We start from the raw sequence: 22,966 nt of genomic DNA, 5'->3' as shown, positions 1-22,966 counted from the left end.
CCTTCTTTACTTCATTTAATCAAATCAATATTTTTTATTTTTTCTGCTGGTGACTCCTTTTTAGATATCGGAGCATTTTTACCAACAATTACTGAAATAACTACAATTATCGCTGTTATCATTGTTACTATAGTTATTGACTCATCTAAAAAGATAGTGGCAAATACAATCATTAAAAATGGTTGGATATATTGAAGTTGACTAACCCTCGCAACCCCCCCTAAAGCCATACCGCCATACCAAGCAACATATGCTAAAAACTGACTTACAATGGCTAAATAGAGTAAACTAATCCAAGCTTGAATTGGTGCATTTAACATTTCAACGGAAAAATTCATAGCTACTGGAATGACGAAAAATGGTGCGCCTATAACAATTGCCCACGCTATTACTTGCCAACTTCCTATTTCTTTTGACAGTTTGCCCCCTTCGGCATAACTAAATCCTAAAATAATTACTGCAGCCAAGAGTGCAAAATCTGCAAATTGAAGCTTTCCAAAACCTAAATCCATTGCATACAAAATTACTGCCCCTGCCCCAATTAAACTTGAAATCCAAAATTTCAATGAAGGTTTTTCCCCGGCCCTTAACATCGCAATCCCTGCCGTTGCTAATGGCAATAATGCTACTTCAACTGCTCCATGCGAAACTGGTAGTGTTTCCATTGCCCATGAAGTAAGTAGTGGAAATGCAAGGACAGCTCCTACAGTGACAGTTAGAATACTTTTAAATTGAGGCCGAGTTGGAATTTTCTCGTTTCGAACAATAAGGAGAATACCAACTAAAATCGCTGCAATAACTGTCCTTCCTAACCCAACTATCGTAGTACCGAAATATTCAACAGAAATACTTGTAAATGGTAAGGTTAGGCTAAAGCAAATTACTCCTACTAAGCCTAACAATAATCCTGATTTTTCCCTTTTCATTCATTTTCCTCCTCAACTATTTTCTTATTTAATCTGTTTTAAGAAAATCAAATCCAATGACAGTTTTGTTATAATTCAGATAATACTGGACACAGAAATGAAATTAAATCTCTATTTTCTAAATCTGTCATGGTACAGTTTAAGGAGGTTGGAGTTTATTTGAGTTCTAAATACTTAAAAATCGTAGAAGAAATTAAGAATCAACTTACTGATGGGACCCTAGTTGCCGGCAGTAAACTTCCTTCTGTTCGACAACTATCTGAAAAGTTTTGCTGTAGTAAAAATACTGTTATTAAGGCTTACAGTGAGTTAGAAAAAGAACACTTAGTTTATGCTATACCTCAAAGTGGCTATTATATCGTAAATGAATTTAATATCTCTGCTAATGATCATACTATTATTGATTTTTTATCTGCTGGACCAGATATAAATTTAATACCATATATTGAATTTCAACATTGCTTAAATCAAGCAATCGAAAAGTATAAGAAGGATATTTTCACTTATTCAGATCACCAAGGTTTTCACTCATTACGTACAGAAATAGTTAAAAACCTTCAAAATTCACAAGTATTCACCGAGCCCGACCGTGTAGTAATCGTTTCAGGCTCACAACAAGCTATACATTTACTGGCAGCACTCCCATTTCCAAATGGCAAAAAAAATATTCTTATTGAACAACCAACCTATTTTGGCATGATTGAATCTCTCCAGATACATCAAATTACAACCTTTGGAGTTGAATTATCGATGAATGGAATCGATTTAGATCGCCTCGAATATATTTTTAAAAATAATGATATTAAGTTTTTCTATATCATTCCAAGATTTCATAATCCTCTTGGACATTCTTATACAAATAATGAGAAGAAGAAAATAGTAGAGTTAGCAAATAAATATGATGTCTATATTGTTGAGGATGACTTTTTAGGTGAATTAGACCGAGATAAAAAATCCGATCCATTATTCTCTTTTGACACATCCGGTAGAGTCATTTATATTAAAAGTTTTTCAAAAGTATTTCTTCCTGGGCTACGAATTGCTGGAGTGGTATTGCCAACAATTATGATAAAAAACTTCTTACGTTATAAATTTAGTGCAGATTTTAACAGTTCCGTCCTTTCACAAGGTGCATTAGATATCTATTTAAAAAGTGGTATGTATAATAGTCATTTAAAAAAAATAAAAGAAGTTTATTTTAATAAGTTGCAACTACTCAAGAGTTCTTGCGAAGAATTACTTCCCCAAGACACATATTTCACTAAACCTGATAGCGGATTTTATCTTTCAATTTATTTACCTGAAAATGTATCAGCAAAAAAACTTGCTCTTTTATTATCTGAAGAACTAATTTTAATTGATGATACAGATAGAATGTTCTTAGCTGAATATAAGAAAGATAATCTCATTCGTTTATGTATTTCTCAAGTACAAAACCATCAAATAAAATTTGGAGTAGAAAAAATAGCCCAAACCATTGCCTTATTAAAAAATAAAAAGAATTATTTTCATAATCATACCTCTCTCATTTGATAAAATTTAAAAAGCAGCACCAATCCGAAACAGGACTGGTGCTGCTTTAACTCCTTTAAAAAACCTCATTTACTTATGATACGGTTCTCCTCGATTTATTCGGTACGCCCGATAAATCTGCTCCACCAAAATCAACCTCATCAGTTGATGGGGGAAAGTCATCTTTGAAAAAGACAACTGTTCATTCGATCTCCGCAATACTTCATCACTCAACCCTAACGAACCACCGATCACAAAAGCAATTTTACTTTTTCCATATGTAGCTAACTTATCTAATGTATCCGCAAGTTGCTCCGAAGATTGCATTTTACCGTTAATTGCTAAGGCGATCACATAGGCATCTTGGCTGATTTTCGCCAAAATTCGTTCGCCTTCTTTTTCCTTGACCTGAAGCATTTCCGATTCACTTAATTCCTCCGGTGCCTTTTCATCCGCAACCTCAATTACTTCCACCTTTGCATAGGCGGACAATCGCTTTAAATACTCATCAATTCCTTGCTTCAAATATTTCTCTTTTAATTTGCCAACCGTCACAATCGAGATATTCACAATCCACAGCCCTTTTCAAATTGATTACAAACAGCTTACAAACAAGATATCCACAGAAGTTATCCACATATACACAATTTTTATCCACATCTTGTATGGAATCACTTGTTCGCCACTATATATACAGCGCTATTTCGACAATATTCACAGCTTGTTGATAAATTATCCACATCCAGTTTTGTTAATAACGGAAATGTTTCATGTTCGTTCACAACCGTATCCAATGCAATATCCACATGTTCCTCGCAGCAATAAATCATCTCTAACTTCACCCTTTGAAAAATATTTTCTCTTACCTTATTTTTTACTTTAAACCAATCAGTCATACTGAACCTCATCCATGTTACCACAAAATAAAGCAGGAGGGTGGTCCTTCACCTCCTGCCTTACAACTTACTGTGTTTTATCACTGACCAGTTTTAACGTTGTTTCGTCTAATTTCCCACTTCGGTAAAACTTAATTTTCATTTGCTCACCAATCTTCTTACTTTGATACAAATGTTTCCTCAAGTCTAAGACATCATTTATCTTCTTTCCATCCATTTCTACAATGACATCTAGTTCCTTTAGGCCTGCCTGATCGGCAGGAGAATTTGGTACAACCTCACGAAGGGCTACACCATAGTTTACATTCCTCGGCAATTTGAGGGCTTCCTCTTGATAGTAAGCTGGAATTTCAGAAACGGATTTTAAATCAACACCCATATATGGCCGTTTTACACTTCCATACTGCTCTAAATCATTGATAATTGGTTTTGCGGAATTAATCGGAATCGATAAACCAATTCCTTCAACTGCCTCTTGAGATATTTTCATCGAATTGATTCCAACCACTTGACCGCCAATATTGACTAAGGCACCGCCGCTATTACCAGGGTTGATGGCGGCATCTGTTTGTAAAACCTCTGCCTGCCAATCAATAATCCCATCCTGATTGATATCTACCGGGATTGTCCGTTTTAATCCTGAAACAATTCCCTGTGTCACAGAACCGGAGAAGGTAGGACCAAGCGGGTTCCCAATCGCAATAACCGGTTCGCCCATTTTTAATTCATCGGAATTTCCGAATTGAGCAATTTTTTTAACATGGGTGGCGTCAATTTCAAGAACGGCTAAATCTGTCCAAATATCACTGCCCAGAAGGTCTGCAGGGATTTTGGTCCCGTCTGTAAGACTCACTTCAAGTTTTGTAGCCCCTTCCACCACGTGGTGATTCGTGACGACAAAAGCTTTATTTCCAGCCTTTTTATAAATGACACCTGAGCCGGTCCCAGCTGCTTCTTCTGACTTTTTCCCATTGTCAGACCAAAATTGAGTCGATTGAATATTGGTAATTCCTACAACTGCCGGACCTGCTTGATCAACGGCCTTGGTTGTATTGGTGGTCACATTATAGGACACATTTTGCTGTACAAAACCTTGTTGGTTATTAGTGCCTGTTTCTGTTGAAACCTGATTTTTAGGTTGAATATCGTAGGGAAGAACGCCCGAATTTGCTAAGTTCGGAATGAACATAACTACCAAAACAGCTCCTATAACCGCCCCAATCAAACTGGAGAAGAAAAAGCCGCCTCTGCCTCTTTTTTCTCGATAACGTCCATTTGAATGATCATCATAATAACCCATTTACCGATTCCCTCTCTTTCGAAAAGCTGCTATCGTTTATTTTGGCTTATATGTACAATTATACTCTTCTAAACAGCGATTTATAAAAAAATGCAATTTCTTACAGTATTTTTCCATTATTATACACATTTTAGACTTAATCTCTACACAAAAAGAGCGAGGGTTGCCTCGCTCTCTTGTTAATTAACTATTCTATACGGCAGTTAAAGTGGTAGGGGTTTTCGGGTCGGTATCATAAAGTTCAAACTGCTCCCCAACAATCAAACCGCGGCCTTGTAATGTTTGCGACACGGACATCCGCGCTAAATCCTTCATGTTATTATCAAGGCTTAAATGAGCAAGATAGACCCTGCGCGTCTTATCACCAATCACTTCACTCATTGCCACCGCTGCATCTTCATTGGAGACATGGCCGACATCGCTTAAAATCCTCCGCTTAATATTCCAAGGATATCTGCCCATCCGCAGCATTTGTACATCATGATTGGATTCAAATATATACGCATCAGCATTCGTGATAATTCCCTTCATCCGGTCACTGACATAACCTGTATCTGTAATCAACACAAGCTTTTTATCGGAATGGTGAAAAACGTAAAACATTGGTTCTGCTGCATCATGTGAAACACCAAAGGATTCAATCTCTACGGCCCCAAAGCTTTTTACCGTTTCCATGTTAAACACAAATTTTTGCTCAGTTGGAATCTCTCCTACTAAACCATCCATTGCCCGCCAGGTTTTTTCATTTGCGTAAACAGGGAGCTTATATTTACGTGCAAGGACACCGACTCCCTTAATATGGTCACTGTGCTCATGGGTAACAAATATCCCTGAAAGTTTACTTATATCCCGGTCAATTTGCCCAAATAGGCTTTCCATCTGTTTTCCGCTAAACCCGGCATCTACCAAAAAGGAATGTTCATCGGACTCAACATATAGTGCATTCCCCGTACTTCCACTCGCTAATATGCTATAACGCAATGACATTCTATTTCACTCCACTACATTTTTTTCGTCGCTGTTAAATTGAATAATCTGTCCTTCAAATGCATTTACAAACAGGCTCTCTTTATCATCGACAACAAAGCGCCATGTCGGTGCCAGCACTTGAGAGGCCGCAAGCTGTATTAAGGTGGAATATCCCAGTTCAACCTTTGTAATCGTACTCTTTGGTTTAAGAATCCCTTTTTGATGCAGGGTTTCGATTGCCTTTAAAGGAGGGAGGATTTCCTCTTTAGCCGTAAGTTTTTCGATTCCCTCCAAATAAGTCTGCTCGTAGGAGACAATTTGATTGTCTTTATTCAAATGAAACGTAATCATACCATTAATATTATGATATAAAGGGTAACTATCATATTGTTGGAAATAGGTAATCGTTTTTTGTTTATCATTTTCTTCCCAAAATTGATACTGGTCCCCGTAAAGAACATCGCTTTTTAAAAAAGCAGAAAGATCAGCTGGTTCAAATTTTGAGCTCAGCTTTAATGGTTTTTCGAGTTTCGCCTGGATCGTCGTCTCATCCTTTAGAACAGCGGCTTCTCCGTCTAAACGATTTAAATCACTCTTCTTGAATTTCTTTGGCTTTGCACTGTAATATTGAGCCTTTATGGGTGCTTTCGGCAAATCCCCATATTTAATTTCATCAGCCTTTAGTTTTTCCTCAAAGGTTGCTTCCGTAATTAATTCATATTTGTTCGCATCACGGATTTTCAAGAATTGAAAGAGCAGATAAACATCCAAAATTAGGAAGGTTATAATAAAAATGGTTTTTATTTTACTCCAATCCATGCTTGAATCCTCCCTGGTCTTCCATCGTGATCTGCACCCAAGTATCATCATATTGATAAAACCAGGCAGGTTCTAAGAGGATTATTTTGTTTTCCTTTGAATCCCGTTCCATCCGGTATCCCAGCTCAATCTTTTTCAATAATTCAGGATTAAAATTCTTCCTGTCTTCTAAAAACTTTAATGCTTCTCGTCCGGAAGGAAGAATCATTTTCTTCGTTTCAGAACGAAGCGGCAAATCCAGGGAAATATTCGGTCTTATATATTTCATAATTTCATTTTTTCCCCAAACTTCCTTAATTTCTGATGCACCCTGATCATTATGGACAGGATATCCGTCCATACTGTATAACCGAAAGACGACGGATTGTTCATAATCATCCTTTGAAACATAACGATAAGGATCCGTCCAGCCGCCATGTTCATTCACAAAATCAATGCTCTTTTTTACTAAATCATAGGAATTGGACGTATATTCGCTTTCTACTGTCGGATTTACATATACCAGCATATTGCTGTCATAATAGACATTCATTTTACTTGAATCATTCGTGTATTCTTCACCGTGCGGAAGCATGCTTTTTTGCACAAAGCTTGGGTCGCTGAACAATGCCTCTTTAAATTCATTGGAATCAAGAGTGATTGGTAAATAACGATACTCCATCATTTCCGTTTCACTTTCAGGTAAAAAAATCGTCCGTTTTGCTGTAGGCTTATAGGCAAAATACCTCGGTAAATTCACTGCCTTTTTATAAAAATCCTTCTGAAATCCCTTCAATAATGCAGATGAAATATGACTGATAAACACCTGTTGATGTTCTGAAGAAACAAAGTAAACAGTTCCGAAGTCCTTGCTGGAATTTTCCACATTAATTACAATTCGATCAAAGTTAAAGGATGGAATTTTACGCCCTTCAAAATTAAGAACGCTCCGGTATAAGGCGATCGGAATCTCTCCAGGAAAAATAATTTCTGCCTTGCCATTTCCATGAACGAGATTATTTATATTTCCTGCCTTTTCCGTATAATTTCCAACATCTAAAAAGGTCCACTGACCTAACTGTTTCATGATTTCCTCTAGTTCATCTGTGTTAGAGGTCCCATAATGATGACCGCTGATATGATATAAAATTTGATCTGGTCTTAGGATTTTTTGAACTTCCTGCTTCTCACTTAACGATACTTCCTCAACCGTATTCGCATTTTTCATCGTTTCATAATTGGGCTGATATGTCCATAAATTCCAAGTTAACACAATGCTAATTAAGATCAAAAGCGTTAAAATAACAGACTTTATATTTTCGTATCTCATGACCACTCATCCTCTTCGGACCCATCGTACGGTAGTGAAAAAGAGATAACCGTTCCTTTTCCTTCTTGGCTGGTCGCCCAAATTCCCCCGCCATGTGCATTAATAATTTCCTTTGCAATGGCAAGGCCCAAACCGGTACCGCCCAATTTTCGGGTTCTTGCTTTATCAACACGATAAAAACGATCAAATATCCTCCCGATATTTTCTTTCGGAATCCCCATCCCTTGGTCGGATATGCTCACAATAATTCTACCTTCTTCCTCCTGAATGGAAAACGTGACTTGTCCGCCTTCAGGGGAATACTTTAGAGCATTGGAAATAATGTTATAGAGTACTTGTGTTAATTTATCCTCGTCGATTTCCACGAAAATTGGATTAGATGGAAGCATCCTTTTAAAGGTGACATTTTGTTCCTTCGACATTTCAAAGCGATCGATGATGCTGTGGAAGAAGCTAACAAAATTTACCCACTCAGGAGAAAGCATATAATCCGTGCTATCCATTTTCGATAAAGTGAGAAGATCGTTCACAAGCCGAATCATTCTTTCAGTTTCCGTTCGTGTAACCTCTAAGAAGTTCGGGGCAATCTCCTCATCCTTCCATGCCCCATCCGCCAATGCCTCAAGGTAACTACGCATCGTTGTAAGCGGAGTTCTTAACTCATGCGACACATTCGCCACAAATTCCCTTCGCTCTGTATTAATTTTTTCTTGTTCTGTGATATCATGCAGTACAGCAATTAATCCATTAACAAAGCCTGTCTCTTTTTGAATCACTGAGAAATTTGCCCGAAGGATATAGGGCTTTGTTTTTGTACTATAATCCAAAATTAACGAATCCTTTTCCTCAAGCAGATCTTCAAAGGTATTCGTGTCACTTAACCCTAAAAGTGATACAATCGGCTGCGAAAGAACTGTTTCACGTGAAACATCCAACATCTCGGCTGCTGGTTCATTGATTAAAATTACCCGTCCTTTCCGGTCTGTCGCGATTACTCCATCTGTCATATACGATAAAACGGTGGAGAGCTTCCTGCGTTCACCTTCAGTCATCGCCTGAGCTTCTTGGAGTTTCTTCGTTAAATTATTAAAGGTCATCGCTAATGTACCAATTTCATCATTTCCGTACACTTTAACCTTTCGTGAGAAATTCCCTTTAGTCATGGCTATGGCTTGCTTCTTCAAATCTGAAATTGGCCGTGTAATGGTCTGAGCCAGTAAAACCCCTAAAACAGCGGTAATCGCTAAGGCAATACCAGTCCCCGTTGCAAAAATGCCATTGATTGTCTTCATTTGTTCAAAGACATTTTCAATTTTCGCAACAAGATAAATGGCTCCAATCACTTTTTTTCCCGATTTAATCGGCTTCGAGAGGACCCAAATTCTGTGCCCTGATTGCGGATCAATTAAAATACTGCTTTGTTCCTCTTCTAATGTGAGGGTTTGTTTCACCCGAAGCTCTGTCGAACGCTGACCGACGACCCCCTGATTATTGGGGTCAGAGGTCCCAAGAATTTTCATCGACCGCCCATCAATGACACGCACCTCTGATATATCCACTGCTGAGAAGTCCCTGAGGATTTTTTTTATATCTTCTTCAAGTGTTGGGTCCTCAGGTGTCCGTTCCTTTTCCATTTCTTCAACAATATTATAAGCAAGCAAATTGACACGCTCTGTTAAAGAGGTTTGGAAGTTGGTCCTTAGTGTTTCTTCTAATTGCTTCACAAAATAAACACCAATAATTTGCATCGCAACTAAAATCAACAGCACATAGATGATGACAAATTTAACATTTATAGATCGAAAGAAACCAACCTTTCTCATGAAGGCCATTACTCCTGTTCAGGATTGCGCAAATAATATCCAACTCCTCTTCGCGTCACGATCCAAGTTGGATGGCTTGGGCTATCCTCAATTTTTTCCCGCAAGCGCCGGACAGTTACGTCAACGGTTCGAACATCGCCATAATAATCGTAACCCCAAACGGTTTGTAATAAATGTTCTCTTGTCATTACCTGGCCAATATGCTGAGCCAAATAATAGAGCAGTTCAAATTCACGATGTGTCAGCTCAATGGTTTCGCCGCGTTTCGAAACAACATAGGCATCAGGATGAATCACCAACGAGCCAATTTCAATTTCATTTGTTTCGGATTCTTCCTCCGACGGCGTGTTAAACTGCTGATGCCGGCGTAAATTTGCTTTTACACGGGCAATTAGTTCCCTTGTGCTAAAAGGTTTTGTTACATAATCATCCGCACCAAGCTCAAGCCCAAGTACCTTATCAATTTCCGAGTCCTTAGCTGTCAGCATGATGATCGGCATTTCATATTTTTTGCGGACTTCCCGGCAGACTTCCATACCATCTTTTTGAGGAATCATAATATCAAGAAGAATTAAATCCGGCTGGATTTCCTCGACCATTTTAATTGCTTCATTACCATCATAGGCACAATAGACATTGTAGCCTTCCTTTTTTAAGTTGAATTGTAGAATATCCGCAATCGGCTTTTCATCATCCACGACTAGAATTTTTTTCTCCATACCCATTGCTCCTTTATCTAAATAAAGTCATATATACTCTATTTTACTTTATCATGTAATCCGTTTTAAATCATCTATTAGTAGTATTTGCTACAAATGCCATCATTAATGGCAAAAATAGAAAAAGCCTCTAGACCACTAGAGACCATTTCTCAATTTATCTTCTTAAATAAGATAGAGGATTTTCTAATGCACCATTTTTATATACTTCAAAATGCAGGTGGACCCCTGTTGCATCGCCTGTTGCCCCCATTATGCCGATTGCTTGGCCCTTTTCAATCGTTTGACCTGCGCTTACCTTAAGGGAGGACATATGCGCGTAAATGGTATGAAAGCCATTACGATGATCAATTTCAATTTTATTTCCGAAACTTCCATCGATGCCTGCGAAAATAACTACACCATTATCTGCCGCTTTAATGGTTCGATTGCTAGGACGGGCAATGTCAATCCCTTTATGCATGCGTCCCCATCTATATCCCACCTTGCTGGAAATATAGCCCCCAACGGTTGGCCAGGCGAAACTGCCCTCGCCGCGGGAAGGGATTACCTTTGTCCCTTTTACAACAATATGCTTTACTGGTTTTTGGAGAACCTTTTGTTCAATAACCGCTTTTTTAAGGGGCTTTCCATTTTTTAATAAGATTTGATACGTTACAGCTCGTGAACCTTTTTTACCTTTTTGTCTTTCCTTCGTTTCCCCTTTAGGCAGAGAGGAGGAGGTAACAACTTCACTCTTATATGGAATGGTTTCCTTCTTATTTATTTCTTTTTCAACCACCACATTTATATAAGGCTTGGGTACAGTGATGTCCACCCTTTGACCTATTTTTAATACAGAATCGTCTTGCAGCTTTGGATTTAGGGCTAAAAGATCTTCAAGCTTTAGCTTATGGTCATTGGCAATCGAACCAAGGACATCGCCTTTTTTAACTTCATACTTTTTTTCTTCAACGTTCCCCTTTTGCAAAAAGGTAACTGCCTTTTTCGCAGTTAACACTTTTTCCGGTGCTGCCTTTTCTGCATGAATGGAGACATTCTCGGCAAAGTGTACATCGAGTAACCGAGTTTCATTTTGCTTTAATGGAGAAAGAGAGGCCTTCCTTGAAGCTTTTTTTTTCTCTAACTTTTTCAATTGATCCTTTGATACATATTGTAGTTTAAGCTTTTCGATGACATTTTCAGCCGCTTTGGTGCTGTCTAAATAGGCCACTGGTGTTCCTTCTACTAAAATTGCAGCGGAATCGGCCTGTAATAGATTGCTATTTTCAAGATTGCTAATGGTCTCTTGATCGTTTGCCGTTGAATGGAAAACTTCTTCAGATATGTACTCAATTTGCGGATTGATTTTTAAATCAAGGTCCTTGTAGGTTTTCTTCAAGTCCTTTATTTTTTCCGAAATGGATTTTTCAATGATTGATTGGTCTGAAACTGTACCAATATATGTATTGTTTAGGTATACGTAGTGTATGGTTGTTAAATTTGAGGAATCGGCAAAAGTATTGGACCCATTTGCAAGGAGCAAAGAGGATGTAACAATAGCTGATATCGCAGCCATTTTAAGTATTCGGAATTTTTTATTGAGATGAAACATGTAATACCCCCTAAATCACAAAAACAATCACTATTTAAATTTATTTATCAATAAAAATTTTCTTACAAATTTCGACTTCTTTACCTTACCATAATATAGGTAAAAAAGGAGATTCTTCTTGGTAATGTAACAAAATTGTATAATTGCTGACATTTTTCTACATAGGGTGTGTAGTAGTTAGGAACATTTTTACTTTTTGGGGAATAAAAAAGAAGCTTGCTTTCGCAAACTTCTTTGGGATGGCTCAGGACGGAATCGAACCGCCGACACAAGGATTTTCAGTCCTTTGCTCTACCGACTGAGCTACTGAGCCATATTAATATTATCCCTACAACAAAATAGCTGTAGTCCTTCGTCCCCATCTCAGAACGCTTATTCAAGCAGCAGTACGATGGGTGCGCTGATGCTGATTCAAAATAGCTTATTCGATCGTGCTCTACCGACTGAGCTACTGAGGAAATAATATGGCGGTCCGGACGGGACTCGAACCCGCGACCTCCTGCGTGACAGGCAGGCATTCTAACCAACTGAACTACCGGACCAATTTTATATTAATAGCAGTCAGCAAGGAAACCGTCCTTGCCAGTCACTCACTGACCACTAAATGCCAATGACCCCTACGGGATTCGAACCCGTGTTACCGCCGTGAAAGGGCGGTGTCTTAACCGCTTGACCAAGGGGCCATATAAAAAATTATAGAATGGTGAGCCATGAAGGACTCGAACCTTCGACCCTCTGATTAAAAGTCAGATGCTCTACCAACTGAGCTAATGGCTCGTATTTGGGCTTGTCCCCTAAACAAATACTAGTTTAAGTCAGATGCTCAAAAGAACTTTCGTTCTTTCTCGCAGATTGCCGCAGAAGCTAATTCGAGTGATGTAAGCAATCTGCTCTACCAACTGAGCTAATGGCTCAAACTAATTTATAATATCGGGTTGTTACCTTTCGTGACGACGCTTTTTATAATATCATGTACTCTATAAAATAAGCAATACTTTTTTTAAAAAAATTTTATAAAATTGAAAAGTCCCCCTAAAGAGGAGGACTTTTCATAACCATTTTAGATTTGTCTCCAAGGGCTGCGGACAATATTTGTTTGATTACGATCTGGGCCCACAGAGAAAGTTGATAAAGGAATTCCTGTTAGCTGCGTTACACGCTCAACATAGTGGCGGGCATTGGCAGGAAGTTCATCTAATGATTTGCAGCCTGTAATGTCCTCTGTCCAGCCTGGTAATTCTTCATATACCGGCTCACATTGTGCCAATACTTTTAAGCTTGCAGGATATTCGGTAATTAACTCATCCTTATATCGATAAGCCGTACAAATTTTTAATGTTTCAATGCCTGTTAACACATCGATGGAGTTTAGCGACAAATCAGTTAAACCGCTGACACGGCGAGCGTGACGAACAACAACACTGTCAAACCAACCTACACGGCGTGGACGTCCTGTTGTCGTACCGTATTCACGGCCGACTTCACGGATTTGGTTACCGATTTCATCAAATAATTCTGTTGGGAAAGGACCATCACCAACACGAGAAGTATATGCTTTACATACCCCCACTACGTGAGTAATTTTAGACGGGCCAACGCCGGAACCAATCGTTACTCCACCTGCAACAGGGTTTGAAGAGGTAACAAACGGGTATGTTCCTTGGTCAATATCAAGCATAACACCTTGAGCACCTTCAAAAAGAACACGGCGGCCTTCATCCAATGCATCATTTAGCACAACAGAAGTATCGCAGACGTATTGTTTAAACTGTTGTCCATATTCATAGTATTCATCAAGGATTTCTTCTTTTGTGAATCCTTCTGTTTCATAGATCTTTTCAAATAAGCGGTTCTTTTCTGCAAGGTTTCTCTCAAGCTTTTCTTCAAAAACCTCACGGTCGAGAAGATCAGCAATCCGAATACCCACACGTGCAGCCTTATCCATATAAGCAGGGCCAATTCCCTTTTTCGTTGTTCCAATTTTATTATCGCCTTTGCTGGCTTCTTCCACTTCATCCAATTTAATATGATAAGGAAGAATGACATGCGCACGGTTACTGATGCGAAGATTATCGGTTGCAATCCCTCTTTCATGTAAGTAAGCAAGTTCAGTCACAAGGGCTTTTGGGTCAACAACCATCCCATTACCAATCACGCTAATTTTTTCTTTTGAAAATATCCCGGATGGAATTAAGTGCAATTTGTAGGTTTCGCCATTAAATTGGATCGTATGACCAGCATTATTTCCACCTTGATAACGAGCAATTACTTCTGCATTTTCAGAAAGGAAATCGGTAATTTTCCCTTTTCCTTCGTCTCCCCATTGTGTACCAACAACTACTACTGATGACATGTAAGGCACCTCCGAATATTTACTACCATTAATTATTTTATTTATCCCATCACACAGTTTAACAATTTACCGAGGAAAAATCAAACGAAACACGAACATTTTATATATACTTAATAAAATATGTTCGTAATAAAATAGTAATCTAGTAAAAAATAAAAAGGCTAGCCCCATAAAAAGGCTAACCATATATTACGCACCTGGCGGATCATTATAGCGTGTTTCCAGGTTTACGAACTTATTGTATTCTTTTACAAAGGCTAATTGTACGGTTCCAGTCGGGCCGTTACGCTGCTTGGCAATAATGATTTCAATGATATTCTTATTCTCTGATTCTTTATCATAGTAATCATCACGATACAAGAAGGCAACGATATCGGCATCCTGCTCGATACTTCCTGATTCACGGATATCAGACATCATCGGACGTTTATCCTGGCGCTGTTCGACACCACGGGATAACTGAGAAAGGGCAATGACCGGAACTTGAAGCTCACGAGCAAGCTGCTTTAAGGAACGCGAGATTTCCGATACTTCTTGCTGACGGTTCTCGCCAGAGCGGCCACTTCCTAAAATAAGCTGCAAGTAATCAATCAGGATCATTCCCAAGCCATGTTCCTGCTTTAAACGGCGGCACTTCGAACGGATATCACCAACCCGGACACCTGGGGTATCGTCAATAAAAATCCCGGCGCTTGACAAGCTGCCCATTGCCATTGTCAGCTTACCCCAGTCATCCTCTGTCAGGGAGCCGGTACGAAGCCGTTGCGCATCAATATTCCCTTCCGCACAAAGCAGACGCATTACCAGCTGTTCTGCACCCATCTCAAGACTAAAAATCGCAATATTTTCACCCGTTTTATGGGCAACGTTTTGCGCTATATTTAGCGCAAACGCCGTTTTACCTACAGACGGACGGGCACCGACAATGATTAAATCATTTCGCTGGAAGCCTGCCGTCATTTGATCAAGATCAACGAAACCTGTCTCCAGCCCTGTAATTTCACCGGCGCGCTGATGCATGATTTCAATATTGTCATACGTCCGTACAAGGACATCCTTAATATTATGAAAAGCACCCGCGTTTTTTCTTTGGGCCACTTCAAGAATACTTTTCTCGGCTTCACTTAATAGTGTTTCCACTTCATCCTCACGTGAATACCCATCAGAGGCAATCGTCGTAGCTGTGCGAATCAACCGGCGCAGCAATGATTTTTCTTCTACGATCCTCGCATAATATTCGATATTAGCTGCCGTTGGAACCGAACCAGCTAATTCACTTAAATAACTTACCCCGCCAATATCCTCTAAAAGCTTAGAAGCAGCAAGGTCCTCTGAAACCGTGACTAAGTCAACAGCTTTTCCAAGGTCATTAAGTTTTAACATGACATTAAAGATTTTTTGGTGGGAGGCACGGTAGAAGTCTTCTGGAATTAAAATTTCTGATGCTAAGGTTAAAGCAGCAGGCTCTAGAAATATTGCCCCAAGAACAGCCTGTTCAGCTTCAATATTTTGTGGCGGAAGACGATCTGCAAATAAATCACTCATCTATTAAACCTCCTATTTAGAGAAGGATATTTTTACAATATTTTATCTTACAAAGAAAAAAGTGACCAGTAAAAAACCGATCACAACATTTCATCACGTTTTCTATTCTAACATGTTTATGGATGAGTTCGCACTGTCAAAAATTAGTTTACTTCTTTTACATGAACATCCAATGTAGCCAAAACTTCATGATGCAGCTTCACAGGTACCTTTGTATGGCCTAGTGTACGAATTGCATCACCCAATTCCATTTTGCGTTTATCAATTTTAATTCCATGCCTTTTCTGTAATTCCTCAGCAATTTGCTTGGAGGTAATCGAACCAAACAGTCTGCCGCCCTCGCCGGCCTTTGCGGTTAATTCAACCGTTACCTTTTCCAATTGTTCTTTTAATCTTTTTGCTTCTGCCAGCTCTTCAGCAGCAACCTTAGCTTCTTTTTTCTTTTGACCTTCTAATGTACTAACATTCGCTTGTGTTGCTTCAATCGCTAACCCCTGTTTAATTAAAAAGTTTTGTGCATAGCCATCGGCTACATTCTTGACGTCCCCTTTATTACCTTTTCCTTTTACATCTTTCAAAAAGATTACTCTCATTCCTTCTTACTCCCTTCAAGATATTCATCAATTGCTAGCTTCAATTGTTTTTCTGCTTCCTCTATTGTAACACCGTTCAACTGTGTTGCCGCATTTGTTAAATGTCCGCCGCCCTGCATGATTTCCATAATAATTTGGACATTTATATTTCCTAATGATCTGGCACTAATCCCAATCGTTCCTTCACCCCGTTTGGAAATCACAAAGGAGGCTATGACGCCTTCCATGGCTAATAATGTGTCGGCAGCTTGGGCGATAAGAACCTGATCATTGATCTCATTTTCTTCCCCGGCAGCAATGGCGATTCCATCCCTGTAAAAGGATACCGATTCAATTAGCTTGGACCTTTTAACATACGTTTCGATGCTTTCTCGTAAAAACTTCTGTACAAGCACAGTATCTGCTCCGTGTGCCCGAAGGTAAGAGGCTGCATCAAAGGTTCGCGATCCTGTTCTCAAGGTGAAACTCTTCGTATCCACAATGATTCCCGCCAGTAATGCTGTAGCCTCAAGCATTTCGATTTTGACCTGCTTGGGCTGGTATTCAAGAAACTCCGTCACAAGCTCGGAGGTAGAGGAGGCATATGGCTCCATATAGACCAGAATTGGATTATGGACAAAATCTTCCCCGCGGCGATGGTGGTCAATAACCACCACATTATCGATTTTATTTAACAGCCGTTCTTCCATCACAAGAGAAGGCTTATGGGTGTCAACCACCACAAGAAGCGTTTTATCCGTTGCAATCTCCAATGACTCTTCCGGTCCGATAAAACGGGACGAAAGCCGTTCATGGTTACGAATTTCCTCCATCAGTCGGCTGACACCTGTTTCTAACGCCTGAGTGTTCACGACAATATAGGCATCTTTCTGATTCATCTGTGCGACTTTATAAATACCGATTGAGGCACCAATTGAGTCCATATCAGGATTTTTATGCCCCATAATGATGACTTTATCACTAGCCAGAATCAAATCCTTCAATGCATGAGAAATCACCCGAGCTCTAACCCTCGTTCGTTTTTCAATCGGATTCGTCTTGCCGCCAAAGAATTTCACCTTCCCATTTGGCTGCTTGATGGCCGCTTGGTCACCGCCTCTTCCAAGTGCCAGGTCAAGGCTGGATTGTGCTAGAGACCCCAGTTCAGGAAGGGAGGAGACCCCAGCACCTACGCCAATACTTAAGGTAAAGGATACATTATGCTTGGAGGTCATTTCTCTTACTTCATCAAGAATTGAAAACTTTCCTTTTTCAAGGATATGTAAAATACTTTCATTAAAGACAGCCATAAACCGTTCGGAAGAAATCCTTTTTAGGAATATCCCATTATCATGAGCCCATTTATTTAGAATCGAGGTAACTAAATTATTGATGCTGCCGCGCATCTGATCATCCATTCCCTGAGTAAGATCATCGTAATTGTCCAAAAAGATAACAGAAATCACAGTTCGCTCATCATGATATTTCTTCTCAATTTCTGTTTGCTCTGTTACATCAAAGAAATAAAGAAGACGTTCTTCATGCCGGTGGATAACCCTGAACTTCCGGTCATGAAGAGTAATAATTTCAGTTTCAACTTCCTGCTTTACCAACGGAACGAGTGCATCGGCAATATCATAAAGGGAGCGCCCATTTAGTGTATCTTCATCAAAACAAGATGATAGGAAGGGATTAGCCCACTCAATGTAATAGTCTTCATTAATGAGCATAATTCCAATCGGCATTTCCATCAACGCCTCTTCGCCGACTTTTTTCACTCGATACGATAGGGTGGAGATATACTCTTCTATTTCTTTTCTTTGTCGAATGTCAATGACAAACATAAAGTATAACGGAAAAAGCATCAATAACAGCCCGGCCAAACTTAGAATCCAATTATATAAAAACAGGATTATGAGCAGCACCACTGTAACGGCTATTAACCCGTAAAAGGGATAACGGATGGAACGTTTTTCCAAAAATGCAGGCATTTTTTCAGCTCCTAACAGTAGTCATCACTCTTTTTTCTCAAATCGCTTTCTTAAATCCAAACCTAAATCAATTATACCTAAAATTCTTATAATAGAAAGAAAAATTGGAATGAACGCCAGTATAGTTACGACGACACGGACACCTTTTGAAATATTCCTTTGATAAAAAAGAAAATATAAAAAGGCAAATCCCTGTAACACCATGAACAATTCTAATATGTACGTTAAATTGATTAAGGCAGCATAATAGTAAGTACCCTTTTGAGGATGAGATAATAAATTTGCCGCCAGTACGATTAAATAGTACCAAAGCAGGCTTCTCGGTAAAGAAAGCTCCCTGAATTTCCCCCATGTTGGCGTCGGAATGCCGAACCTTTTAGCAATCGGAAAGCAAAGGAGTTGGATAACAAATACGGAAAAAATCGAACTCATGATTAACACACTTGGGGCTAAGACCTGAAGCATGTCCAGCATGTTCTCATTTTGGGTTACGATTTTTTTATATTGCTCTTCAGTCATCCCTGATTTCAGTAATTCCTGTGATTGGATGGTTGACTGTTTAAAGGCCTTCAGCAGCTCATGAAACAGATCGAACTGGAAAAAGGCAACGCTAATTACATAAAGGATGACTGCACCAATCATAAAGGTAAGTGTGCCTGAAATTAAGATACTTGTCCGCCCTTTATTTTTTTGAATAAAATATCCCATAACAGCGCCAGTTGTTCCATATATCAGCGTTATTGACAGGCCCATTAAAGAACCGGCAATAAAGGAAATAAAAAGGGCTGCAACAAAGAATGCTGCCGTAAACTTAATCTGATTCTTCGCTGTAAACATGATAAAAGGCAGCGGTAAAACAAAGTTAATGATAACGGCAAGCAATGGTACATAAATCGTTAATAACAATAGAACGGTAAAGGCTGCTAAAAGGATTGCACCCTCTGTTAAAATACGAGCATTTTTCACTTCTTCACCCCTAATATTTCTCAAACCTTTACCTTTTATTTTAGCTAGTAAAACAAATCAATTCAATAAATCAAGATAAATAAAAAAGGGCTGGATTTCTCCGGCCTTTTCAAAGATTTTATTTAATCGTTAGTAAATCCTGATACTTTAGTTCTTTCTTTAAGTAATTTAGAAATTCTTCCCGAAGGTCATCTCTGCGTAAGGCAAATTCAACGGTAGCCTGGAGGAATCCTTGCTTGTCACCCACATCATACCTTTTTCCCTCAAAGACATAGGCATACATCGCTTCTTTTTGGGCGAGCTCTTTTAGGGCATCGGTTAACTGAATTTCGCCGCCTTTCCCTGGTTCCGTCTTCTCTAAAAGTTCAAAGATTGCCGGGTTAATAATATATCTTCCTAAAATGGCAATGTTTGAAGGAGCAGAATCTGAAGCAGGTTTTTCTACTAAACCCTTAACCTTGTAAATTCGCTCTTCAATTTCTTTGCCTTCAATAATGCCGTATTTGTCGGTATCTTCAGCAGCCACTTCTTGGACGCCCAGAATGGTCGTTTTATACTCTTCATATTTTTCAATCATTTGCTTTAAACACGGTTTTTCAGAGTAGACAATATCATCTCCAAGGAGGACAGCAAAAGGTTCATTGCCAATAAAGCTTTTAGCACAATAAATCGCATGCCCAAGTCCTTTTGGTTCTTTTTGACGGATATAATGAATATTGACCATTTCAGAAATTCGTCGAACCTCAGCTAACAAATCAAATTTACCTCTTGCTTCTAATTCAAGCTCCAGTTCTACCGATTTATCAAAATGGTCCTCAATCGATTTTTTATTTCTTCCGGTAATAATTAAAATCTCTTCAATTCCTGACGCTACTGCTTCTTCAATTATATATTGAAGTGTTGGCTTATCTACAATTGGCAGCATTTCCTTTGGCTGCGCTTTTGTTGCCGGCAGAAACCTCGTCCCTAAACCAGCAGCCGGAATAATGGCTTTTCGTACTTTCAACTTTTTCTCCTCCTTCGCAGCGCTTTATCTGATTATATTCTATCATAGCATTGTTTCATTAATATTTTCTTAAAGAAATTAGACATTAAAAAAGGCAGCAGGGAGGAAACCCCTGCTGCCTTCATATTATTATTCTCCAGCCACGAATGGTAGTAATGCCATTTGACGTGCACGTTTGATGGCAACTGTTAATTTACGTTGATATTTAGCGCTAGTACCAGTTACACGACGTGGTAAAATTTTTCCACGCTCAGAGATGAATTTTTTAAGTAAATCTACATCTTTATAATCGATGCGAGTGATGCCGTTTGCTGTGAAATAACAAACCTTACGGCGTTTCGCACGACCGCCTTTGCGTCCTCCTGCCATGAAAATTCCCTCCTTCATGTTTTATTAGTCATACCTTAAGGTTTACTTTAGAATGGAAGATCGTCATCAGAAATGTCAATTTGACCATTACCTGCAAACGGATCATCATCCACACGTGTAAAACCTTGATTATTGTTTTGACGTTGATTCTGATTGCCACCGCCATAAGGATTTCCTTGCGGTTCCCTTGGAGGAGCTCCATAGAGATCGTTATCGTTTCTGTTGCTGCCGCCACCTGATGCATTTCTAGGCTCAAGGAATTGAACACTCTCTGCTACAATTTCAGTAACGTAAACACGTTTTCCGTCTTGACCTTCATAGTTGCGAGTTTGAATACGACCATCCACACCTGCGAGGCTGCCCTTTTTCAAGAAGTTCGCCACATTTTCAGCAGGTTTACGCCAAACAACACAATTAATAAAGTCCGCTTCACGTTCACCTGACTGATTTGAAAATTGACGATTCACAGCTAAGGTAAAAGTAGCAACAGCAACTCCACTTGGCGTATAACGCAAATCAGGATCCTTTGTTAAACGGCCCACAAGAACGACACGATTCATCATCAGAATCAACTCCTTTTCTCCCGGTTATGTTTCATGTGAAACATTTGTACCAGAAATATATATAAATCAATCTTACGCTTCTTCTTTAATTACGATATGACGAATGATATCTTCGCTGATCTTTGCAAGACGAGAAAATTCTTGAACTGCATCAGCTGAAGATGTTGTTTTAACGATTTGGTAGTATCCGTCACGGAAATCATTGATTTCGTATGCAAGACGGCGCTTACCCCAATCTTTTGATTCAGCAGTTTCCGCGCCATTTTCAAGAAGAATTGTGTTAAAACGCTCAACAAGAGCTTTTTTAGCCTCATCTTCAATATTTGGGCGGATGATGTACATAACTTCGTACTTGTTCATCACAGTCACCTCCTTTTGGTCTAAACGGCCCTAATAGGGCAAGGAGCAATTATTCATTACTCACAAGTTAAGATTATAGCATAGCTGTCCATTAAAAGCAACGGCCTTCACAGTTTGTCCAAATTTGGAATGACAAAACCCCGCCAAAAGGTGCGGGGTCAAATTTTCAAGCTTCAATTATACATTAAAACGGAAGTGGATAACGTCTCCGTCTTTTACTACGTAATCTTTACCTTCTAAGCGGACTTTTCCTGCTTCTTTTGCTGCGTTATGGCTGCCAGCTGCTAACAGGTCTTCATATGCAACTATTTCCGCACGGATAAAGCCGCGTTCAAAATCCGAGTGGATAATTCCGGCACATTGTGGTGCCTTCATGCCGTTTCTAAATGTCCAGGCCCGAACCTCCTGAACACCTGCTGTAAAATAAGTAGCTAGGCCAAGCAGGCTGTAAGCTGCACGAATTAACTGGTCTAATCCGGACTCTTCAATTCCAAGCTCTTCAAGGAACATTTGCTTTTCTTCCCCTTCAAGCTCCGCAATTTCTTCTTCAATTTTAGCACAAATCACAATCACTTCTGCATTGTCAGCAGCGGCAAATTCACGAACCTTTTGAACATATTCATTTTCAGATGGATCAGCAACATCGTCTTCCCCAACGTTCGCCACATAAAGAACAGGCTTAATGGTAAGAAGATGCAATTGCTTAACAAATTTCATTTGTTCTTCCGTAAATTCAACGGTACGAGCTGGCTTTTCCGCTTCAAAAGCTTCACGAAGCATGGAAAGAGCCTCAAATTCAGCTGCCGCATCCTTATCTTTTTGCTTGGCCAATTTCTCAACCCGGCTGATCCGCTTTTCAACGCTTTCCATATCGGCAAGGATTAACTCTAAATTGATTGTTTCAATATCCGAAATCGGATCCACTTTTCCAGATACGTGGGTAATATTTTCATCAGCAAAGCAGCGCACTACCTGACAGATTGCATCAACTTCACGGATGTGGGAAAGGAATTTGTTACCTAAGCCTTCACCTTTGCTCGCACCCTTTACAATTCCGGCAATATCGGTAAATTCAAATGCCGTTGGAACCGTCTTTTTGGGTTGTACTAACTCTGTTAATTTTGTTAAGCGGTGGTCTGGAACCTCAACAATTCCGACATTTGGATCAATTGTGCAGAAAGGATAGTTTGCCGATTCCGCTCCTGCCTGTGTGATCGCATTAAATAAAGTGGATTTACCAACGTTCGGCAATCCAACGATACCAGCTGTTAAAGCCATTCATGTCACTCCTCAAAAAATGTTATCTATAATAAAAAATTAGTTCAAAATTAATTAAAAAGCCTCTAACAATTATAGGCAACTACCGGCAAAAAA

The 22,966-nt window shown here is 39.3% G+C and carries 21 protein-coding genes and 4 tRNA genes; 1 reads left to right on the top strand and 24 read right to left on the bottom strand.

Annotated features, from left to right (window positions below):
* Positions 1-11: 11 nt before the first annotated feature.
* Positions 12-926: a DMT family transporter gene (locus E2K98_RS02995; protein ID WP_133332815.1), complete on the bottom strand. Its 915-nt coding sequence runs from the start codon at positions 924-926 to the stop codon at positions 12-14.
* A gap of 159 nt (positions 927-1,085) precedes the next feature.
* Here E2K98_RS02995 and E2K98_RS02990 point away from each other — a divergent pair, with 159 nt between their 5' ends.
* Positions 1,086-2,459 carry an aminotransferase-like domain-containing protein gene (locus E2K98_RS02990; protein ID WP_133332814.1) on the top strand — a complete coding sequence of 458 codons (1,374 nt, stop codon included), beginning with the start codon at positions 1,086-1,088 and terminating at the stop codon, positions 2,457-2,459.
* Between the two features lie 69 nt (positions 2,460-2,528).
* Here E2K98_RS02990 and rlmH read toward each other — a convergent pair whose 3' ends face one another.
* From rlmH to ychF, 23 genes are all read right to left on the bottom strand, one after another.
* The gene (rlmH, locus tag E2K98_RS02985) at positions 2,529-3,008 is read right to left on the bottom strand and encodes a 23S rRNA (pseudouridine(1915)-N(3))-methyltransferase RlmH (RefSeq protein WP_133332813.1); all 480 of its coding nucleotides are present in this window, start codon (positions 3,006-3,008) and stop codon (positions 2,529-2,531) included.
* A gap of 101 nt (positions 3,009-3,109) precedes the next feature.
* Positions 3,110-3,334, bottom strand: coding sequence for a CxxH/CxxC protein (locus E2K98_RS02980; protein WP_308912874.1), 225 nt, complete (start codon positions 3,332-3,334; stop codon positions 3,110-3,112).
* Positions 3,335-3,401: 67 nt separating this feature from the next.
* Positions 3,402-4,634, bottom strand: a complete 1,233-nt coding sequence (locus E2K98_RS02975) for a S1C family serine protease (protein WP_133332812.1) — start codon at positions 4,632-4,634, stop codon at positions 3,402-3,404.
* 192 nt (positions 4,635-4,826) lie between these two features.
* Entirely contained in the window at positions 4,827-5,621 is a 795-nt protein-coding gene (locus E2K98_RS02970; protein WP_026573803.1) for an MBL fold metallo-hydrolase, read from the bottom strand.
* A 6-nt stretch (positions 5,622-5,627) separates the two neighbouring features.
* The gene (locus E2K98_RS02965) at positions 5,628-6,422 is read right to left on the bottom strand and encodes a two-component system regulatory protein YycI (RefSeq protein ID WP_133332811.1); all 795 of its coding nucleotides are present in this window, start codon (positions 6,420-6,422) and stop codon (positions 5,628-5,630) included.
* A complete protein-coding gene (locus E2K98_RS02960) occupies positions 6,409-7,731 on the bottom strand; it encodes a YycH family regulatory protein (protein WP_133332810.1) in 1,323 nt (440 codons plus the stop codon). The genes E2K98_RS02965 and E2K98_RS02960 overlap by 14 nt, the downstream gene beginning before the upstream one ends.
* Positions 7,728-9,554, bottom strand: coding sequence for a cell wall metabolism sensor histidine kinase WalK (gene walK, locus E2K98_RS02955; RefSeq protein WP_133332809.1), 1,827 nt, complete (start codon positions 9,552-9,554; stop codon positions 7,728-7,730). Before walK ends, E2K98_RS02960 begins: the two co-directional genes overlap by 4 nt.
* A gap of 8 nt (positions 9,555-9,562) precedes the next feature.
* Positions 9,563-10,273, bottom strand: a complete 711-nt coding sequence (gene yycF, locus E2K98_RS02950; RefSeq protein ID WP_026573807.1) for a response regulator YycF — start codon at positions 10,271-10,273, stop codon at positions 9,563-9,565.
* Between the two features lie 157 nt (positions 10,274-10,430).
* Positions 10,431-11,867, bottom strand: a complete 1,437-nt coding sequence (locus E2K98_RS02945) for a peptidoglycan DD-metalloendopeptidase family protein (protein WP_133332808.1) — start codon at positions 11,865-11,867, stop codon at positions 10,431-10,433.
* A gap of 240 nt (positions 11,868-12,107) precedes the next feature.
* A tRNA-Phe gene (locus E2K98_RS02940) sits at positions 12,108-12,180 on the bottom strand.
* A 152-nt stretch (positions 12,181-12,332) separates the two neighbouring features.
* A tRNA-Asp gene (locus E2K98_RS02935) sits at positions 12,333-12,409 on the bottom strand.
* A 69-nt stretch (positions 12,410-12,478) separates the two neighbouring features.
* Positions 12,479-12,550, bottom strand: a tRNA-Glu gene (locus E2K98_RS02930).
* 18 nt (positions 12,551-12,568) lie between these two features.
* Positions 12,569-12,644 (bottom strand) — tRNA-Lys (locus tag E2K98_RS02925).
* A gap of 283 nt (positions 12,645-12,927) precedes the next feature.
* Positions 12,928-14,220, bottom strand: a complete 1,293-nt coding sequence (locus tag E2K98_RS02920) for an adenylosuccinate synthase (RefSeq protein ID WP_133332807.1) — start codon at positions 14,218-14,220, stop codon at positions 12,928-12,930.
* Positions 14,221-14,409: 189 nt separating this feature from the next.
* Positions 14,410-15,765 (bottom strand): replicative DNA helicase, encoded by a 1,356-nt coding sequence (dnaB, locus tag E2K98_RS02915; RefSeq protein WP_133332806.1) that lies wholly within the window; start codon positions 15,763-15,765, stop codon positions 14,410-14,412.
* Positions 15,766-15,908: 143 nt separating this feature from the next.
* The gene (gene rplI, locus E2K98_RS02910; RefSeq protein ID WP_133332805.1) at positions 15,909-16,358 is read right to left on the bottom strand and encodes a 50S ribosomal protein L9; all 450 of its coding nucleotides are present in this window, start codon (positions 16,356-16,358) and stop codon (positions 15,909-15,911) included.
* Positions 16,355-18,328 carry a DHH family phosphoesterase gene (locus tag E2K98_RS02905; RefSeq protein ID WP_133332804.1) on the bottom strand — a complete coding sequence of 658 codons (1,974 nt, stop codon included), beginning with the start codon at positions 18,326-18,328 and terminating at the stop codon, positions 16,355-16,357. Before E2K98_RS02905 ends, rplI begins: the two co-directional genes overlap by 4 nt.
* 24 nt (positions 18,329-18,352) lie before the next feature.
* Positions 18,353-19,294 (bottom strand): YybS family protein, encoded by a 942-nt coding sequence (locus E2K98_RS02900; RefSeq protein WP_133332803.1) that lies wholly within the window; start codon positions 19,292-19,294, stop codon positions 18,353-18,355.
* A gap of 118 nt (positions 19,295-19,412) precedes the next feature.
* Positions 19,413-20,300 (bottom strand): UTP--glucose-1-phosphate uridylyltransferase GalU, encoded by an 888-nt coding sequence (gene galU / locus E2K98_RS02895; protein ID WP_133332802.1) that lies wholly within the window; start codon positions 20,298-20,300, stop codon positions 19,413-19,415.
* 129 nt (positions 20,301-20,429) lie between these two features.
* Positions 20,430-20,669, bottom strand: a complete 240-nt coding sequence (gene rpsR, locus E2K98_RS02890; RefSeq protein WP_007088219.1) for a 30S ribosomal protein S18 — start codon at positions 20,667-20,669, stop codon at positions 20,430-20,432.
* A gap of 47 nt (positions 20,670-20,716) precedes the next feature.
* Complete coding sequence (gene ssb / locus E2K98_RS02885) at positions 20,717-21,232, bottom strand: single-stranded DNA-binding protein (protein WP_133332801.1); 516 nt, start codon at positions 21,230-21,232, stop codon at positions 20,717-20,719.
* Between the two features lie 72 nt (positions 21,233-21,304).
* On the bottom strand, positions 21,305-21,592 hold the full coding sequence (gene rpsF, locus E2K98_RS02880; RefSeq protein ID WP_133332800.1) for a 30S ribosomal protein S6: 288 nt from the start codon (positions 21,590-21,592) through the stop codon (positions 21,305-21,307).
* 177 nt (positions 21,593-21,769) lie between these two features.
* The gene (gene ychF, locus E2K98_RS02875; RefSeq protein ID WP_026573816.1) at positions 21,770-22,870 is read right to left on the bottom strand and encodes a redox-regulated ATPase YchF; all 1,101 of its coding nucleotides are present in this window, start codon (positions 22,868-22,870) and stop codon (positions 21,770-21,772) included.
* Between the last annotated feature and the right edge of the window lie 96 nt (positions 22,871-22,966).

The organism is Bacillus salipaludis (assembly GCF_004358205.1).
Note: the sequence above shows the minus strand (reverse complement) of the source record. Positions and strands in the feature narration are given on the sequence as shown.

What these genes read in the sequence shown, in the direction of transcription:
- E2K98_RS02995 (WP_133332815.1), bottom strand. Translation starts at nt 926, where the DNA reads ATGAAAAGGGAAAAATCAGGATTATTGTTAGGCTTAGTAGGAGTAATT.
- E2K98_RS02980 (WP_308912874.1), bottom strand. Translation starts at nt 3,334, where the DNA reads ATGACTGATTGGTTTAAAGTAAAAAATAAGGTAAGAGAAAATATTTTT.
- E2K98_RS02975 (WP_133332812.1), bottom strand. Translation starts at nt 4,634, where the DNA reads ATGGGTTATTATGATGATCATTCAAATGGACGTTATCGAGAAAAAAGA.
- E2K98_RS02970 (WP_026573803.1), bottom strand. Translation starts at nt 5,621, where the DNA reads ATGTCATTGCGTTATAGCATATTAGCGAGTGGAAGTACGGGGAATGCA.
- E2K98_RS02965 (WP_133332811.1), bottom strand. Translation starts at nt 6,422, where the DNA reads ATGGATTGGAGTAAAATAAAAACCATTTTTATTATAACCTTCCTAATT.
- E2K98_RS02960 (WP_133332810.1), bottom strand. Translation starts at nt 7,731, where the DNA reads ATGAGATACGAAAATATAAAGTCTGTTATTTTAACGCTTTTGATCTTA.
- walK (WP_133332809.1), bottom strand. Translation starts at nt 9,554, where the DNA reads ATGAGAAAGGTTGGTTTCTTTCGATCTATAAATGTTAAATTTGTCATC.
- yycF (WP_026573807.1), bottom strand. Translation starts at nt 10,273, where the DNA reads ATGGAGAAAAAAATTCTAGTCGTGGATGATGAAAAGCCGATTGCGGAT.
- E2K98_RS02945 (WP_133332808.1), bottom strand. Translation starts at nt 11,867, where the DNA reads ATGTTTCATCTCAATAAAAAATTCCGAATACTTAAAATGGCTGCGATA.
- E2K98_RS02920 (WP_133332807.1), bottom strand. Translation starts at nt 14,220, where the DNA reads ATGTCATCAGTAGTAGTTGTTGGTACACAATGGGGAGACGAAGGAAAA.
- dnaB (WP_133332806.1), bottom strand. Translation starts at nt 15,765, where the DNA reads ATGAGTGATTTATTTGCAGATCGTCTTCCGCCACAAAATATTGAAGCT.
- rplI (WP_133332805.1), bottom strand. Translation starts at nt 16,358, where the DNA reads ATGAGAGTAATCTTTTTGAAAGATGTAAAAGGAAAAGGTAATAAAGGG.
- E2K98_RS02905 (WP_133332804.1), bottom strand. Translation starts at nt 18,328, where the DNA reads ATGCCTGCATTTTTGGAAAAACGTTCCATCCGTTATCCCTTTTACGGG.
- rpsR (WP_007088219.1), bottom strand. Translation starts at nt 20,669, where the DNA reads ATGGCAGGAGGACGCAAAGGCGGTCGTGCGAAACGCCGTAAGGTTTGT.
- ssb (WP_133332801.1), bottom strand. Translation starts at nt 21,232, where the DNA reads ATGATGAATCGTGTCGTTCTTGTGGGCCGTTTAACAAAGGATCCTGAT.
- rpsF (WP_133332800.1), bottom strand. Translation starts at nt 21,592, where the DNA reads ATGAACAAGTACGAAGTTATGTACATCATCCGCCCAAATATTGAAGAT.
- ychF (WP_026573816.1), bottom strand. Translation starts at nt 22,870, where the DNA reads ATGGCTTTAACAGCTGGTATCGTTGGATTGCCGAACGTTGGTAAATCC.